General features: G+C 69.6%; 12 protein-coding genes and 5 tRNA genes. 14 read left to right on the plus strand and 3 right to left on the minus strand.

Annotated features, from left to right (window positions below; genetic code table 11):
- Positions 1 to 21: 21 nt before the first annotated feature.
- A complete protein-coding gene (locus tag J7E91_RS27790) occupies positions 22 to 435 on the minus strand; it encodes a roadblock/LC7 domain-containing protein (protein WP_037649408.1) in 414 nt (137 codons plus the stop codon).
- A 9-nt stretch (positions 436 to 444) separates the two neighbouring features.
- Complete coding sequence (locus J7E91_RS27795; RefSeq protein ID WP_214909313.1) at positions 445 to 4,143, minus strand: nitrate- and nitrite sensing domain-containing protein; 3,699 nt, start codon at positions 4,141 to 4,143, stop codon at positions 445 to 447.
- Between the two features lie 90 nt (positions 4,144 to 4,233).
- Between J7E91_RS27795 and J7E91_RS27800 the strand changes: the two genes are divergently transcribed.
- The 12 genes from J7E91_RS27800 to J7E91_RS27855 all read left to right on the plus strand — a co-directional run bounded on the left by J7E91_RS27800 (position 4,234) and on the right by J7E91_RS27855 (position 10,163).
- Complete coding sequence (locus J7E91_RS27800; protein WP_214909314.1) at positions 4,234 to 4,392, plus strand: hypothetical protein; 159 nt, start codon at positions 4,234 to 4,236, stop codon at positions 4,390 to 4,392.
- Between the two features lie 290 nt (positions 4,393 to 4,682).
- Complete coding sequence (locus J7E91_RS27805; RefSeq protein ID WP_214909509.1) at positions 4,683 to 4,889, plus strand: hypothetical protein; 207 nt, start codon at positions 4,683 to 4,685, stop codon at positions 4,887 to 4,889.
- 98 nt (positions 4,890 to 4,987) lie between these two features.
- Complete coding sequence (locus tag J7E91_RS27810) at positions 4,988 to 5,764, plus strand: fumarylacetoacetate hydrolase family protein (protein WP_214909315.1); 777 nt, start codon at positions 4,988 to 4,990, stop codon at positions 5,762 to 5,764.
- A complete protein-coding gene (gene gltX, locus J7E91_RS27815) occupies positions 5,757 to 7,232 on the plus strand; it encodes a glutamate--tRNA ligase (RefSeq protein WP_214909316.1) in 1,476 nt (491 codons plus the stop codon). Before J7E91_RS27810 ends, gltX begins: the two co-directional genes overlap by 8 nt.
- Positions 7,233 to 7,351: 119 nt before the next feature.
- Positions 7,352 to 8,071 carry an HAD family hydrolase gene (locus J7E91_RS27820; RefSeq protein WP_214909317.1) on the plus strand — a complete coding sequence of 240 codons (720 nt, stop codon included), beginning with the start codon at positions 7,352 to 7,354 and terminating at the stop codon, positions 8,069 to 8,071.
- An 87-nt stretch (positions 8,072 to 8,158) separates the two neighbouring features.
- A tRNA-Gln gene (locus J7E91_RS27825) sits at positions 8,159 to 8,230 on the plus strand.
- A gap of 39 nt (positions 8,231 to 8,269) precedes the next feature.
- Positions 8,270 to 8,342, plus strand: a tRNA-Glu gene (locus J7E91_RS27830).
- A 90-nt stretch (positions 8,343 to 8,432) separates the two neighbouring features.
- Positions 8,433 to 8,505: transfer RNA gene (locus J7E91_RS27835), tRNA-Glu, on the plus strand.
- A gap of 31 nt (positions 8,506 to 8,536) precedes the next feature.
- A tRNA-Gln gene (locus tag J7E91_RS27840) sits at positions 8,537 to 8,608 on the plus strand.
- Positions 8,609 to 8,647: 39 nt separating this feature from the next.
- A tRNA-Glu gene (locus tag J7E91_RS27845) sits at positions 8,648 to 8,720 on the plus strand.
- Positions 8,721 to 8,863: 143 nt separating this feature from the next.
- A complete protein-coding gene (locus tag J7E91_RS27850) occupies positions 8,864 to 9,202 on the plus strand; it encodes an STAS domain-containing protein (protein ID WP_214909318.1) in 339 nt (112 codons plus the stop codon).
- Entirely contained in the window at positions 9,192 to 10,163 is a 972-nt protein-coding gene (locus tag J7E91_RS27855) for an MEDS domain-containing protein (protein ID WP_214909319.1), read from the plus strand. Before J7E91_RS27850 ends, J7E91_RS27855 begins: the two co-directional genes overlap by 11 nt.
- 292 nt (positions 10,164 to 10,455) lie before the next feature.
- Here J7E91_RS27855 and ndgR read toward each other — a convergent pair whose 3' ends face one another.
- Positions 10,456 to 11,175, minus strand: coding sequence for an IclR family transcriptional regulator NdgR (ndgR, locus tag J7E91_RS27860; protein WP_028813744.1), 720 nt, complete (start codon positions 11,173 to 11,175; stop codon positions 10,456 to 10,458).
- Positions 11,176 to 11,348: 173 nt separating this feature from the next.
- On the opposite strand from ndgR, the gene leuC reads away from it, so the two are divergent.
- On the plus strand, positions 11,349 to 12,773 hold the full coding sequence (gene leuC, locus J7E91_RS27865) for a 3-isopropylmalate dehydratase large subunit (RefSeq protein WP_214909321.1): 1,425 nt from the start codon (positions 11,349 to 11,351) through the stop codon (positions 12,771 to 12,773).
- 11 nt (positions 12,774 to 12,784) lie between these two features.
- The gene (leuD, locus tag J7E91_RS27870; protein WP_028813742.1) at positions 12,785 to 13,378 is read left to right on the plus strand and encodes a 3-isopropylmalate dehydratase small subunit; all 594 of its coding nucleotides are present in this window, start codon (positions 12,785 to 12,787) and stop codon (positions 13,376 to 13,378) included.
- The last annotated feature ends 167 nt before the right edge of the window (positions 13,379 to 13,545 follow it).

Here is a 13,545-nt window from a genome sequence, read left to right on the forward strand (position 1 = left end):
CAATACCTGAGGGTGCGCTGCCTAGTGGAGAAGGCTGCCCTGAAGCTCCGCACGGAGGTCAGGGGTGAGTACGCTGCCGGCCCGGTCGACCAGCAGCGCCATCTCGTAACCGACGAGGCCGATGTCGCAGTCGGGGTGAGCGAGCACGGCCAGGGAGGAGCCGTCGGAGACGGACATGAGGAAGAGGAAACCGCGCTCCATCTCGACGACGGTCTGGGTCACAGCCCCGCCCTCGAAAATCCGGGAAGCCCCCGCGGTCAGCGAGGTCAGGCCGGAGGCCACGGCCGCCAGCTGGTCGGCACGGTCACGCGGGAAGCCTTCGGACATCGCCAGAAGGAGTCCATCGGCGGAGACCACCACCGTGTGGGACACCCCTGGGGTGTTGTCCACGAAGTTGGTGATCAACCAGTTCAGATTCTGCGCCGCCTGGCTCATCGGACTCAACTAACGCTCCTGCTGGTGAGTGGGGTCAATGTTGAAACTCCCGGTCGACGAGCCGCTGCCGGCCTGTCGACCTTGCTGGATACCCCGACGAAGATTGGTCAGCCGGCCGCGTACGTCGTCTGGCGCACGCGAAACCTGCGGACCGGTCTGGTGGTTCTGCTGCTGCGCGGTACCCGGCACCAGATTGGCGCGCGGGACGCGACGCGGCAGACCCGAGGTCGTGACACCGCCGGCTGCGGGCTTTTTGACCCGCTCGGCCTGCTTTACGAGTTCGTCGTTCGGCGAGGTGCGCCAGGCGGCGCCGTTGGTGGCGTTCGTACCGTTGGTGGTGCTGCTCGCGGCACCCGTGTCACGCGCCTGGGCGCGCTGCGGCATCGGAGGGGTGGCGGCCTGCCCGGCAGATGACTGCTGCGCGGGACGCCCGGACTGCTGTGGTGCGGCGGGCGCCTGCTGCTCACCCTGCTGCTGGAACCAGTTGGACTCGAGCGTGTCGAAGAGCGGCGTACGTCCGTCACCGGGACCGGGGGCGGGCGGCAGCTCGTGCTGCTGCTGCGGCTGCGGAGGCAGGCTCGCGGCGGGCTGACGCGGTGCACCGGCACCCGGGTTCTGGGCGTCGCGGCCGTGACGGCGCGGTGCCGGGCCGAGGGCCTGGGGTCCGCCCTGGTTCTGGCCGGCCTGGGGACGGCTCTGGCCCGGACGCCGGCCCTGACCCTGGCCCTGGCCGTGCTGGACCTGTCCGCCGTACGCGCCGGCCGGGTTGGCCTGCTGCGGGGCGCTGAAGTCCGGCCGGGGGAGCTGGGTGGTGGACGCGGGGTCCAGGGGGCCGGGGAGCTCGGGCCGCTGGTACTGGCCGGTCTGGCCGTTGCCCTGCGGAACGTTGCCGTGCGGGGCGTTGTTCTGCGGGAAGTCGGCCGTGGGCCTGGCGAACTGGTTCGCGGACGCGGGGTCCTGCGGACCGCGCTGTCCGGGGCGCTCGTACTGCCCCGCGGCCGCCGGTCCCACCGGACCGCGGACATCGGAACGCTCGAACACGCCGGTGGACGCGGGCGGCGGTGCGTCCGGTGTGCCGAAGTCCGGCCGCTGGAACTCCTGAGTCGAGCCGGGCCCCTGCCGGGACGCCGTCTCCGCCTCCTCGTGACCGCGCGGCTGGTCGCTGCCCCAGCTGGTCGTCTGCGGACGCGCGGGACGCTGCGCGGCGGGGCTGCCGCCGGGCAGCTCGGCGCGGGCGCCGCCCCGGTTCGGCTGCGGCTGCTGCGGACGGCCCTGGTCGCCCTGGGCGGGGCCGCTCTTCTGGAAAGCGCTGGGGCGTACGTCGGAACGCTCACGGTTCCCGGCCTGCCGGCCGCCGAAGGCACCGCCGAGCCCGCCGCCCTGACCGCCCTGACCGGCGCCGGGCTGCTGCCCCTGCGCGGGGCCGCCGTCACGTCCGGGCAGCGCCGTACGCGGACCGGAGCCCGCGACCTGGCCGCGCGCGCCACCGCCGCCGGCCGGACCGGCCGGCATGCGTGCGCCGGGACCGGAAGGCACCTGCGGCTGAGCGGCGGCGCCGGTCTTCGCCGGAGCCTTCTTGCCGCCCTGGGCGACATCGACGGGAAGCATGACCAGCGCGGTCGTGCCACCGGAGTCCGAGGGGCGCAGCTGGATGCGGATGCCGTGTCGCAGGGACAGGCGGCCGACCACGAACAGACCCATGCGGCGCGAGACCGAGACGTCCACGGTGGGCGGCGAGGCGAGCCGCTCGTTGATCGCCGCGAGGTCCTCGGGGGAGAGGCCGATGCCCGTGTCGTGGATCTCGACGAGCACACGGCCGTCGGGCAGCGCGTGACCGGTGACGCGGACCTTGGTCTGCGGGGAGGAGAAGGAGGTCGCGTTTTCGAGCAGCTCCGCGAGCAGGTGCACGAGGTCGTTGACGACTCGGCCGGCGACCTCGGTGCCCGGCACCGACGACAGCTCGATGCGCTCGTACTGCTCCACCTCGGACGCGGCGGCACGCAGCACGTCGACGAGCGGCACAGGGCGGGTCCAGCGGCGGCCGGGCTCTTCACCGGCGAGAACGAGCAGGTTCTCACCGTTACGGCGCATGCGGGTCGCGAGGTGGTCGAGCTTGAAGAGCGAGGACAGCTGGTCGGGGTCGGCCTCGCGCGACTCCAGCTCGGAGATGAGCGAGAGCTGACGCTGGATGAGACCCTGCGAACGCCGCGACAGGTTGGTGAACATCGCGTTGACGTTGCCTCGCAGCAGCGCCTGCTCGGCGGCCAGTCGGACCGCCTCGCGGTGCACGTCGTCGAAGGCCGCGGCCACCTGGCCGATCTCGTCGCGCGAGTGCACGCCGACGGACTCCACGGACGTGTCGACGTCCTGCGGGTCGGCCTCGGAGAGCTGCTTGACGAGCTCGGGGAGACGGTCCTGGGCGACCCGGGTCGCGGTGTCCTGGAGGCGGCGCAGCGAGCGGATCATGGAGCGGGCGACGACGAACGCGCCGACGAGGGAAACGCCGAGGACGAGGAGGATCAGTACACCGTTGAGGATGGCGTCCTGCTGCGACTCGTTGCGCAGCTCACGGGCCTTCTGCTCCATCTCGTTGAGGAGCGTGGCCTCGATCCGCTTCATCGCCTGGATCTTGGTGGAGTCGGCGTCGATCCAGTCCATGTACGAGCGCTCGGGCTCGCTCTTGAGCCTGCCCGGTGTCTGGAGTACCCGGTCCGCGTACTTGTTGGCGGCCTCGATGGTGGCGTCGTTGCCGCTCTCCAGCGAAGCGGTCAGATCCTCGTTGTCGCCGACGTAGACCTGGTCGAACTGCTTGAGCGCCGCGGCCTCGTTGTCCTGCGCGGACTTCGCGTACAGGCGGTCGTTCTCGGTGAGCTTGCCGACCTCGCGGTTATTCGCCGGAAGGGCGGCGGCGATGATCGCGCGCTGGATGGAGGCGTACTCCTTGGCGGAGGAGAACGCGGACAGGGCACGCGTCCGCTTGATCATCTCCGGGTTGGAGGTGGCCTGTGCCATGTCCTGGGAGAGGCTGAGCAGTGACTCGATCAACTGGTTGTAGTTGTTGACCGTCTGCGAGTTGGTCGTCTTCTTCTGGTACGCGCCCTCGCGGATCTGGCGGATCGAGTTCAGCCGCACCCCGATCTGGTAGAGGCTGCCCCTGATGCTCTGGAGGCTCTCGTCACCGTTCGGGTCGACCTGCTGGGTTCCCGCGATGAACGCGGCCTTGGCCCGGTCGGTCTTCTCGCGGGGGCCCTTGACCTTGAAGTCGGCGGGGCTGGTGCCGTTGGCGAGCGGACCGGCCGACCGGTCGCGCTCCTCCTGGAGCGCGAGGGCGAGCTCGGTCGCCTGCTTGGTCATGTCGGTCAGCAGCTGCATGTGCTCCAGCTGCTCCATGTCGTTCATGGACTCGTTGATACGCAGACCACCGAGCGTGGTCGCCGCGACCACGGGCAGCGCCAGCAGGGAGACCAGACGGGTGCTGATGCGCCAGTTGCGCAGGGCTATTCGCGAGCCCGTGGAAGTGGGCTCCTTGGCTCGTACGGAAGCCGCCTGCTCGCCGCCGCCCTTGACCCCGGTGCGCACGGCACGATCGCCGCCATCGGCCGCGGTCGACGCGTGATTTTGGGCGTGCTGGGGTGAGGATCCGCGGTCTGTCCCGCGCGGCTCCTGCTCCGCCGCAGCGCTGCCATCCCTCTTGAAACGTCCCTGCACTAGCGTCGCAACCTCTGGACCAGGCGTTCCTCCGCGCGAACGGCGGAACGGTGTCGAGTCGTGGGGCACCGAGCGGCCCCATGGGTGGTCGTGAGTGACCGGCGCTTCTCCCCTTCCCGCCGCCACTCGGCGCTGCGTTGCGCCCTGCGCGCCGGCTGGAATCTCGCGGCGGTCCGGGGAATTTCAGCACAGTGCCGGATCTCCAACAAGGCCCGCGTGTCGGGCCGGGACCGGGGTTACGCCCAGTGAGTACCGCGTAACCAGGCGTAGAAAGTGTTCAGCATGAAAAGGGGCAAAGGGGAGCGAGTCGCTTAGGGGTAGGGGGTGTCCCAGTCCTCATGATCAGGAGCGGAATGGTGCCTTCAATGGCGCAATGTCCGTTTCCTTGACGCGCGGACGCCGCCCGAAATGCAAAATATGTCCGCCATCTCGTGAGGAAACTCACACACTGTTCTCGCCTGCTTCACATCTTTGGCGGGGAATCGGGTGTTTAGCCTGACGCTTTGCAGGGATGGCGAATCCGACAACACCGCGCCCAGGTGGCGCCCGAACCGAACAGGCCCGAACAGCAGATGAAGACCACGTCGATGTTCCGCAGCACCGCCAACCCCCGCCGCACCACGCTGGTGCATCTGGAGGACGCCGCGGACCTGCGCGAGCCCGAGCGGCCCGAGCACCCCGTCGACCTGCCCTCCGAGACCGCCAACCCGCGCCGGACCATTCTCATGGAAGCCCCCGCCGCGTAGGCGGGCACGGCGGCAATACGGGAGGTCGGACGCCCCGGCCGCGTTAGCCTGGGGCGTCAGTCTCCAGCCAGCCAGCAAGTAAGGGGCGGCAGCATCCCGTGCGCATCGCCAGGTTCTCCATCGACGGCAATGTGGCCTTCGGCTCGGTCGAGGGTGAGCGGTCCGACGACCTCGTCCTCGACATCATCAAGGGCATCCCGTACGCCGACTTCGAGCTCTCCGGCGTCAAGGTCCCGCTGAGCAAGGTCCGCCTCCTTCCCCCCGTGCTCCCCAGCAAGGTCGTGGCCGTGGGCCGCAACTACGCGGAGCACGCGGCGGAACTGGGCAACGAGGTCCCGGACGTCCCCATCACCTTCTTCAAGCCGTCCACCTCGGTGACCGGCCCGGGCGACGACATCGCGTACCCCTCCTTCTCCAGCGAGCTGCACCACGAGGCCGAACTGGCCGTGGTCATCGGCCGCATGTGCCGTGAGGTCCCGCGCGGGCGCGCCAAGGACGTGATTTTCGGTTACACCTGCGCCAACGACGTCACCGCACGTGACGTCCAGCAGCGCGAGAAGCAGTGGGCCAGGGCCAAGGGCTTCGACACCGCGTGCCCGCTCGGCCCCTGGGTGGAGACCGACCTCGACCCCGGTGACCTCGCCATCCAGTGCACGGTCAACGGCGCACAGCGCCAGCTGGGGCGTACGAGCGACATGGTCCGCTCCGTCGAGGACCTGATCGTGCACATCTCCGAGGCCATGACGCTGCTCCCGGGCGACGTCATCCTCACGGGGACCCCGGCCGGAGTCGGACCCCTGAACGTCGGCGACGAAGTCGCCGTCACCATCGAAGGCATCGGCACTCTCACCAACAAGGTGATCAAGCGTGGCTAGCGCACCCGTACGTGTACGTTTCTGTCCCTCGCCGACCGGCAACCCCCACGTGGGCCTGGTCCGCACCGCCCTGTTCAACTGGGCCTTCGCCCGGCACCACGGCGGCACGATGGTCTTCCGCATCGAGGACACCGACGCCGCCCGCGACTCCGAGGAGTCGTACAACCAGCTGCTCGACTCGCTGCGCTGGCTGGGCCTCGACTGGGACGAGGGCCCCGAGGTCGGCGGCCCGCACGCCCCCTACCGCCAGTCGCAGCGGATGGACATCTACCAGGACGTCGCCCAGAAGCTGAAGGCCGGCGGTTACGCGTACGAGTGCTTCTGCACCGCCCTTGAGCTGGAGGTCCGCCGCGACGCCGCCCGCGCGGCCGGCAAGCCGTCGGGCTACGACGGCACCTGCCGCAACCTCAGCGAGGACCGTATCGCCCGCTACAAGGCCGAGGGCCGCGAAGCCATCGTGCGCTTCCGGATGCCCGACGAGCCGATCACCTTCACGGACCTGGTCCGCGGTGAGCTGACCTTCAACCCGGACAACGTCCCGGACTACGGCATCGTCCGCGCCAACGGCGCCCCGCTCTACACGCTCGTCAACCCGGTCGACGACGCGCTGATGGAGATCACCCACGTCCTGCGCGGCGAGGACCTGCTGTCCTCCACCCCGCGCCAGATCGCGCTCTACAAGGCGCTGATCGAGCTGGGCATCGCCAAGGAGATCCCGCAGTTCGGGCACCTCCCGTACGTCATGGGCGAGGGCAACAAGAAGCTCTCCAAGCGCGACCCCGAGGCGTCCCTCAACCTCTACCGCGAGCGCGGCTTCCTCCCGCAGGGACTGCTCAACTACCTCTCCCTCCTCGGCTGGTCCATCGCCGAGGACCGCGACATCTTCACGATCGAGGAGATGGTCGCCGCCTTCGACATCAAGGACGTCAACGCCAACCCGGCGCGCTTCGACCTGAAGAAGTGCGAGCACATCAACGCCGAGCACCTGCGCAAGCTCTCGGTGGAGGAGTTCACCGCGGCCTGCGAGCCCTGGCTGAAGGCTCCGTACGCCAACTGGAAGCCGGAGTCCTTCGACCGCGCGGCCTTCGAGCGGATCGCCCCGCACGCGCAGACCCGCGTGACGGTCCTGTCCGACATCACGGCCAACGTCGACTTCCTCTTCCTCGACGAGCCGGTCGAGGACGAGGCGTCCTGGACCAAGGCGATGAAGGGCGACCCCGCCGCCCTCCTGACCACGGCCCGCGCCAAGCTCGAAGCGGCCGACTGGGCCAGCCCCGAGTCCCTCAAGGAGGCCGTCCTGGCCGCCGGCGAGGAGCACGGCCTGAAGCTCGGGAAGGCCCAGGCCCCGGTCCGCGTAGCGGTCACCGGCCGCACGGTCGGCCTGCCGCTCTTCGAGTCCCTGGAGATCCTGGGCAAGGACAAGACCCTGTCCCGCATCGACACGGCCCTGGCCAGGCTCACCGCGTAGCCCGTACCCCCGAAGGGCCCGGAAGCCGCACCGGCGTCCGGGCCCTTCGCACTGGGTTCTTCGGGGGACAACCCCCGAACCCCCGGCCGGGGGTTCGGCGCCGCCGGTACCGTCGGACCATGCCGATCCGTGCCGTGGTCTGGGACATCGATGACACGATCTTCGACTATGCGAGTGCCGACACCGCCGGCATGCGTGATCATCTCGCGGCCGAGGGGCTGCTCGGCGGGTACGAGTCCGTCGAGCAGGCCCTCGACCGCTGGCGCGAGATCACCGCTCTGCACTGGGCGCGGTTCGCGGCGGGGGAGGTCACCTTCGAGGAGCAGCGGCGCGACCGCGTGCGGTCCTTTCTCGGTACGCCGCTGAGCGACGCCGAGGCGGACGACTGGTTCGTGCGGTACGTCGCCCACTACGAGGCCGCGTGGAAGCTGTTCCCCGACACCGTCCCGGCGCTGGACGTCCTGGCGGCCGACTACCGCCACGCCGTACTGTCCAATTCCAGCGTCCACAACCAGGACCGCAAGCTGCGCGTGCTGGGTGTGCGAGACCGGTTCGAGGTCCTGCTGTGCGCGGCCGAGCTGGGCTTTTGCAAGCCGGCCGCCGAGGCCTTCCACGCCGCCTGCGACGCGCTCTCACTGCCTCCGCACGAGGTCGCGTACGTCGGTGACCAGCCCGACATCGACGCCCGGGGCGCCGAGGCGGCCGGGCTGGTGGGCATCTGGCTCGACCGCGGCGGACTGGGCGGCCGTCCGGAGCTCGTCCGGATCACCGGCCTTGAGCAGCTACCTGGGCTGTTGCGGGCCGATACCCGTTTTGGAGCGCCGTCCACCTTCGGGTAATGTTCTTTCTGCGCCGCCCGAGAGGGCCGAAAGGTCCGGCAGGGAAGCGCAAACCAAACAAACCCCCACCAGGGGGTTGTGTTTTGGTGGGCTATGGTGTAATTGGCAGCACGACGGTTTCTGGTTCCGTTAGTCTAGGTTCGAGTCCTGGTAGCCCAGCTCGCAGGAGCTGTTGAAGTACATGCAGCACTCTGCAAGGCCCCCGTTGTGTAGCGGCCTAGCACGCCGCCCTCTCAAGGCGGTAGCGCCGGTTCGAATCCGGTCGGGGGTACAGATCCTTTCTTTCCATCGCCTTCGGGTCGCTCCCGGATGCGCTGCTGAAGTCACCATGCGACTACCGTCGCGTGGAAGGATCGCTAGGGCCCCCGTTGTGTAGCGGCCTAGCACGCCGCCCTCTCAAGGCGGTAGCGCCGGTTCGAATCCGGTCGGGGGTACGGGTTGAAACCGCATTGGTCTAAACCATTTTGGGCTATGGTGTAATTGGCAGCACGAGGGTTTCTGGTTCCCTTAGTCTAGGTTCGAGTCCTGGTAGCCCAGCTCGCAGGAGCTGTTGAAGTAGACGCAGCACTCTGCAAGGCCCCCGTTGTGTAGCGGCCTAGCACGCCGCCCTCTCAAGGCGGTAGCGCCGGTTCGAATCCGGTCGGGGGTACGTACAAGAAGAAGGCCTTCCGCATCGCGCGGAGGGCCTTCTTGCGTGTGGTTGCGCGGACAGGCGGACCGGGCCCTGGGCAGAGGGCTACGCTGGGCCGCGTATCGAAGCCTTCGCAACCGCCCAGTCCAGGAGCGCCGACGTTGGAACCCCTCGTACGCACCGCGGAGTTACGTGTCCTGCGGACGTACCGGCCGGACGGGCTCCGTTTCGAAGGTGTCGTGGACGCGCTGGGCCACCCGCATCTCCGTACCGCCCTGCACGCGCTGGACCAGGCCGATGGAGATGTCCAACTCGACCTGTCCGGGCTGGAGTTCCTCGATCTCGGCGGGCTGCGGCTGCTGATGGCTTTCGCTCGATCGCGCGCCGCGGGAAGCCAGGTGGAGCTGGTGGGTCTCGCTCCGCATCTGCGTGAAGTGATCTCACTGGTCGGCTGGGACGAGACCCCCGGCCTGCGACTGGGAGTCAACCATGTCAACTGACAGTGGCGGGAAGGGTGCGGGCTTCGTTCATCACGCCTCCCTGTACGACGGCGACGAGGCGTTCCTCGCGATGGCTCTGCCCTTCGCCGAGGAGGGTCTGGACGCGGGGGAGCCCGTACTGGCCGCGACCACGCCCGCCAACATCGAACTGCTCCGTGACGCCCTGGGCGCGCGGGCCCACGCCCTCGACACGGCGGAGACGGCCTACTTCGGCCGCAGACCCGTGGAGCGCGTGTCGTCGTTCCTGCGGTACGTGAACCGCCGCCACGTACGCGGCCGGCGGACGCGGATCATCGCCGAGCCCCTGTGGGCCGGCAAATCCGCGCGCCAGATCGCGGAGTGGAAGCGCATGGAGTCCGGGCTGAACGTGCTGCTCGCGGACTCCGACGTCTGGATGATCTGTCCGTACGACACGAGGACGGTCCCCGAGGACGTTGCGCAGGCCGCCGTCGCCACCCACCCGGCTCATGTGGTCGGGGCGAAGATCCTGCCCTGCGCGGCGTACGTCGATCCGGACGCGTACGCCGCGGCGGCCGATGCCCCGCTGCTGCCGCCGCCGGTCGGCGCCGACCGGCTGGACGGGCCGGCCACACCGGCCGCCGTACGCGCCTTCGTGCGCGGCAGCGCCGCGGCGGCGGGCCTCTCGGGGGCGCGCCTCGCGATGGCCGAGACAGTCGCCAACGAGGCCCTGACCTGCCTGCTGGAGCGCGGGGCGACGGGGGCGGAGGTGTGCGCCTGGGAAGAGCCCGGGATCGTCGCCTGGGACCTGTTCGCCACCGGGCCGGCCACCTCGGCGCCGGCGGCCTGGGCGGGGTTCGTACCGCCCGGTGAGCAGGCCGGCCCGTTCGACGGGCTGTGGCTGATGCGCAGCCTCTGTGAATCGGTCGAGATCCGGATGGTGGACGGCAGGATGCGGCTGCGCTTGCGGTACGGGGGGAAGGGCAACGCGGAACGCCTCTGAAGGCGGCGGCCGCTGCGCGGGGCCTTTCCCCACCCCGCCCTTCCCGAACCGGGGGCAAGCCCCCAGACCCCCGGACGCCCTGCGGGCGTGTCCTCAAACGCCGGACGGGCTGGATGGTTGCCGCAACGCGGCACTATCCAGCCCCTCCGGCGTTTGAGGAGCGGGGTCTGGGGCGGAGCTCCCCGCGGCGAAGCCGCAATGTCACAGCCGGGAAGGGGCGGGTAGGGGAACAGTGCCGCAGGCAACCCCACCGCCCACGCACCCGCACCCGCACCCGAGCGCAGCGCCTCGCTCAGCCGCCAGACCGCCGCAGCGCCTCCGAGAGGCGGGCCGCCGAGTCGATGACTGCCTGGGCGTGCATCCGGCCCGGGTGGCGGGTCAGCCGCTCGATCGGTCCGGATACCGAGACGGCCGCGACCACGCGGTTGGACGGGCCGCGCACCGGCGCCGACACCGAGGCCACGCCCGGCTCGCGCTCGCCGATCGACTGTGCCCAGCCCCGGCGGCGTACACCGGACAGAGCGGTCGCCGTGAAGCGGGCGCCCTGGAGGCCGCGGTGCAGGCGCTCCGGCTCCTCCCAGGCCATCAGGATCTGGGCGGAGGAGCCCGCCTTCATGGTGAGCGTGGAGCCCACCGGGACGGTGTCCCGCAGTCCGGACAACCGCTCGGCCGCCGCCACGCAGATGCGCATGTCGCCCTGCCGGCGGTAGAGCTGCGCGCTCTCGCCGGTGACGTCACGCAAGTGCGTGAGTACGGGTCCTGCCGTGGCCAGCAGCCGGTCCTCGCCCGCCGCCGCGGAAAGCTCCGACAGCCGCGGGCCGAGGATGAACCGGCCCTGCATGTCCCTCGCCACCATCCGGTGGTGTTCCAGTGCCACGGCAAGACGGTGTGCCGTGGGTCGTGCGAGCCCTGTCGCCGCGACCAGCCCGGCGAGGGTGGCCGGACCGGACTCCAGTGCGCTCAGTACCAGAGCTGCCTTGTCGAGAACGCCGACGCCGCTAGAGTTGTCCATGCGTCGATACTCGCGTCTCACTCTGTGAAACGCAAGTTCAATTTTTCCGGGAACTTGCGAATCTGTAGGGGAGGCCGCACAACGGCCCGTAGTCACCGCCCCGTACGGGGGTCGAGGCGAGGGCGATCCGATCTCTAGATGGGCCGGCGAAGACGCCGGCCGAAGGGAAAGCGATGGGTAGGACACTTGCGGAGAAGGTCTGGGACGACCATGTCGTCAGGCGCGCCGAGGGCGAGCCGGACCTCCTCTTCATCGATCTGCACCTGCTGCACGAGGTGACCAGCCCGCAGGCCTTCGACGGCCTCCGCAAGAGCGGCCGCCAGGTGCGGCGGCTCGACCTCACCATCGCCACCGAGGATCACAACACCCCCACCATCGACATCGACAAGCCGATCGCGGACCCGGTCTCCCGGGTCCAGCTGGAGACGCTGCGCAAGAACTGCGCCGATTTCGGGGTGCGCCTGCACCCGCTCGGCGACGTCGAGCAGGGCGTCGTCCACGTGGTGGGACCGCAGCTGGGCCTGACCCAGCCCGGCACCACCGTGGTCTGCGGCGACAGCCACACCTCCACGCACGGCGCGTTCGGCGCGCTGGCCTTCGGTATCGGTACGTCGCAGGTGGAGCACGTCCTGGCTACCCAGACCCTGCCGATGGCGCCCCCGAAGACCATGGCGATCACGGTCGAGGGCGAACTGCCCGCCGACGTAACCGCCAAGGACCTGATCCTGGCGATCATCGCGAAGATCGGCACCGGCGGCGGTCAGGGTTACGTACTCGAATACCGCGGCTCCGCCATCGAGAAGCTCTCGATGGAGGCCCGGATGACCATCTGCAACATGTCGATCGAGGCCGGCGCGCGGGCGGGCATGATCGCCCCCGACAAGACCACCTTCGACTATCTCGAAGGGCGGGCACACGCGCCGCAGGGCGAGGACTGGGACGCCGCCGTCGCCTACTGGCAGACGCTGCGCACCGACGACGACGCCGTTTTCGACGCCGAGGTCGTCATCGACGCCGCCGAACTGGCGCCGTTCGTCACCTGGGGCACCAACCCGGGCCAGGGCGCGCCGCTGTCGGCGAACGTCCCCGACCCTGCTTCGTACGAGGACGCTTCGGAGCGCTTCGCCGCCGAAAAGGCCCTGGAGTACATGGGGTTGACCGCGGGGCAGCCGCTGCGTGAGATCAAGGTCGACACCGTCTTCGTAGGTTCGTGCACCAACGGCCGGATCGAGGACCTGCGGGCCGCCGCAGCGCTCATGGACGGCCGCAAAGTCGCCGACGGCGTACGGATGCTGATCGTTCCGGGGTCTGTGCGAGTCGCGCTGCAGGCGATCGACGAGGGCCTGGACAAGGTGTTCACCGCCGCCGGGGCCGAATGGCGGCACGCGGGCTGCTCGATGTGTCTGGGCATGAACCCGGACCAGCTGGCGCCCGGTGAGCGCTCCGCGTCCACCTCCAACCGCAACTTCGAGGGCAGGCAGGGCAAGGGCGGTCGTACCCACCTGGTGTCGCCGCAGGTCGCCGCCGCCACGGCGGTGCTGGGCCACCTGGCCGCGCCCGCCGACCTGTCCGACGTTCCGACGCTCGTGGAGGCCTGAGCATCATGGCCATGGAAGCTTTCACCGCACACACCGGCCGGGCCGTTCCGCTGCGCCGCAGCAACGTCGACACCGACCAGATCATCCCGGCCCACTGGCTGAAGAAGGTCACCCGCGACGGTTTCGAGGACGGGCTGTTCGAGGCCTGGCGCAAGGACCCGCAGTTCGTGCTCAACCGCCCCGAGCGGGAAGGTGCCACGGTTCTGGTGGCGGGCCCCGACTTCGGTACCGGCTCCTCGCGTGAGCACGCCGTGTGGGCCCTGCAGAACTACGGCTTCAAAGCCGTGATCTCCTCGCGGTTCGCGGACATCTTCCGCGGCAACTCGCTCAAGAACGGGCTGCTGACCGTCGTACTGGACCAGAAGACCGTGGACGCGCTCTGGGATCTGGTCGAGGCGGACCCCACGGCGGAGATCACCGTGGACCTTGAGGACCGTCAAGTCCGTGCCGGAAGCATTACGGCTGATTTTGAGCTTGACGAGAACGCCCGCTGGCGACTGCTGAACGGTCTCGACGACATCAGCATCACCCTCCAGAACGAGCCGTCCATCGCTGCCTACGAGGCCGCCAGGCCGTCGTTCAAGCCCAGTACGGTGCAGGTCTGACCCCCTGCCGTCACTCCGTTGCCCCCTGCCGTCCGCGGTGGGGGGCAACGGCATGTTTGGGCCTCAACTCCCGTGGTACGCGTGCAAGATGAGGGGGTCGAGGCAAGTCTTCTGGAGGTCTTTTGGACACCCGGATTCCATTAGTTGCCCCCGCCGGAGGCGACAAC

The organism is Streptomyces sp. ISL-99 (assembly GCF_018614005.1).
GTDB lineage: Bacteria > Actinomycetota > Actinomycetes > Streptomycetales > Streptomycetaceae > Streptomyces > Streptomyces flavidovirens.

Excerpts from the sequence above, each read along its gene's own strand:
- J7E91_RS27790 (WP_037649408.1), bottom strand. The coding sequence starts at position 435 with ATGAGCCAGGCGGCGCAGAATCTGAACTGGTTGATCACCAACTTCGTG.
- J7E91_RS27820 (WP_214909317.1), top strand. The coding sequence starts at position 7,352 with ATGCCGATCCGTGCCGTGGTCTGGGACATCGATGACACGATCTTCGAC.
- J7E91_RS27855 (WP_214909319.1), top strand. The coding sequence starts at position 9,192 with ATGTCAACTGACAGTGGCGGGAAGGGTGCGGGCTTCGTTCATCACGCC.
- ndgR (WP_028813744.1), bottom strand. The coding sequence starts at position 11,175 with ATGGACAACTCTAGCGGCGTCGGCGTTCTCGACAAGGCAGCTCTGGTA.
- leuC (WP_214909321.1), top strand. The coding sequence starts at position 11,349 with ATGGGTAGGACACTTGCGGAGAAGGTCTGGGACGACCATGTCGTCAGG.
- leuD (WP_028813742.1), top strand. The coding sequence starts at position 12,785 with ATGGAAGCTTTCACCGCACACACCGGCCGGGCCGTTCCGCTGCGCCGC.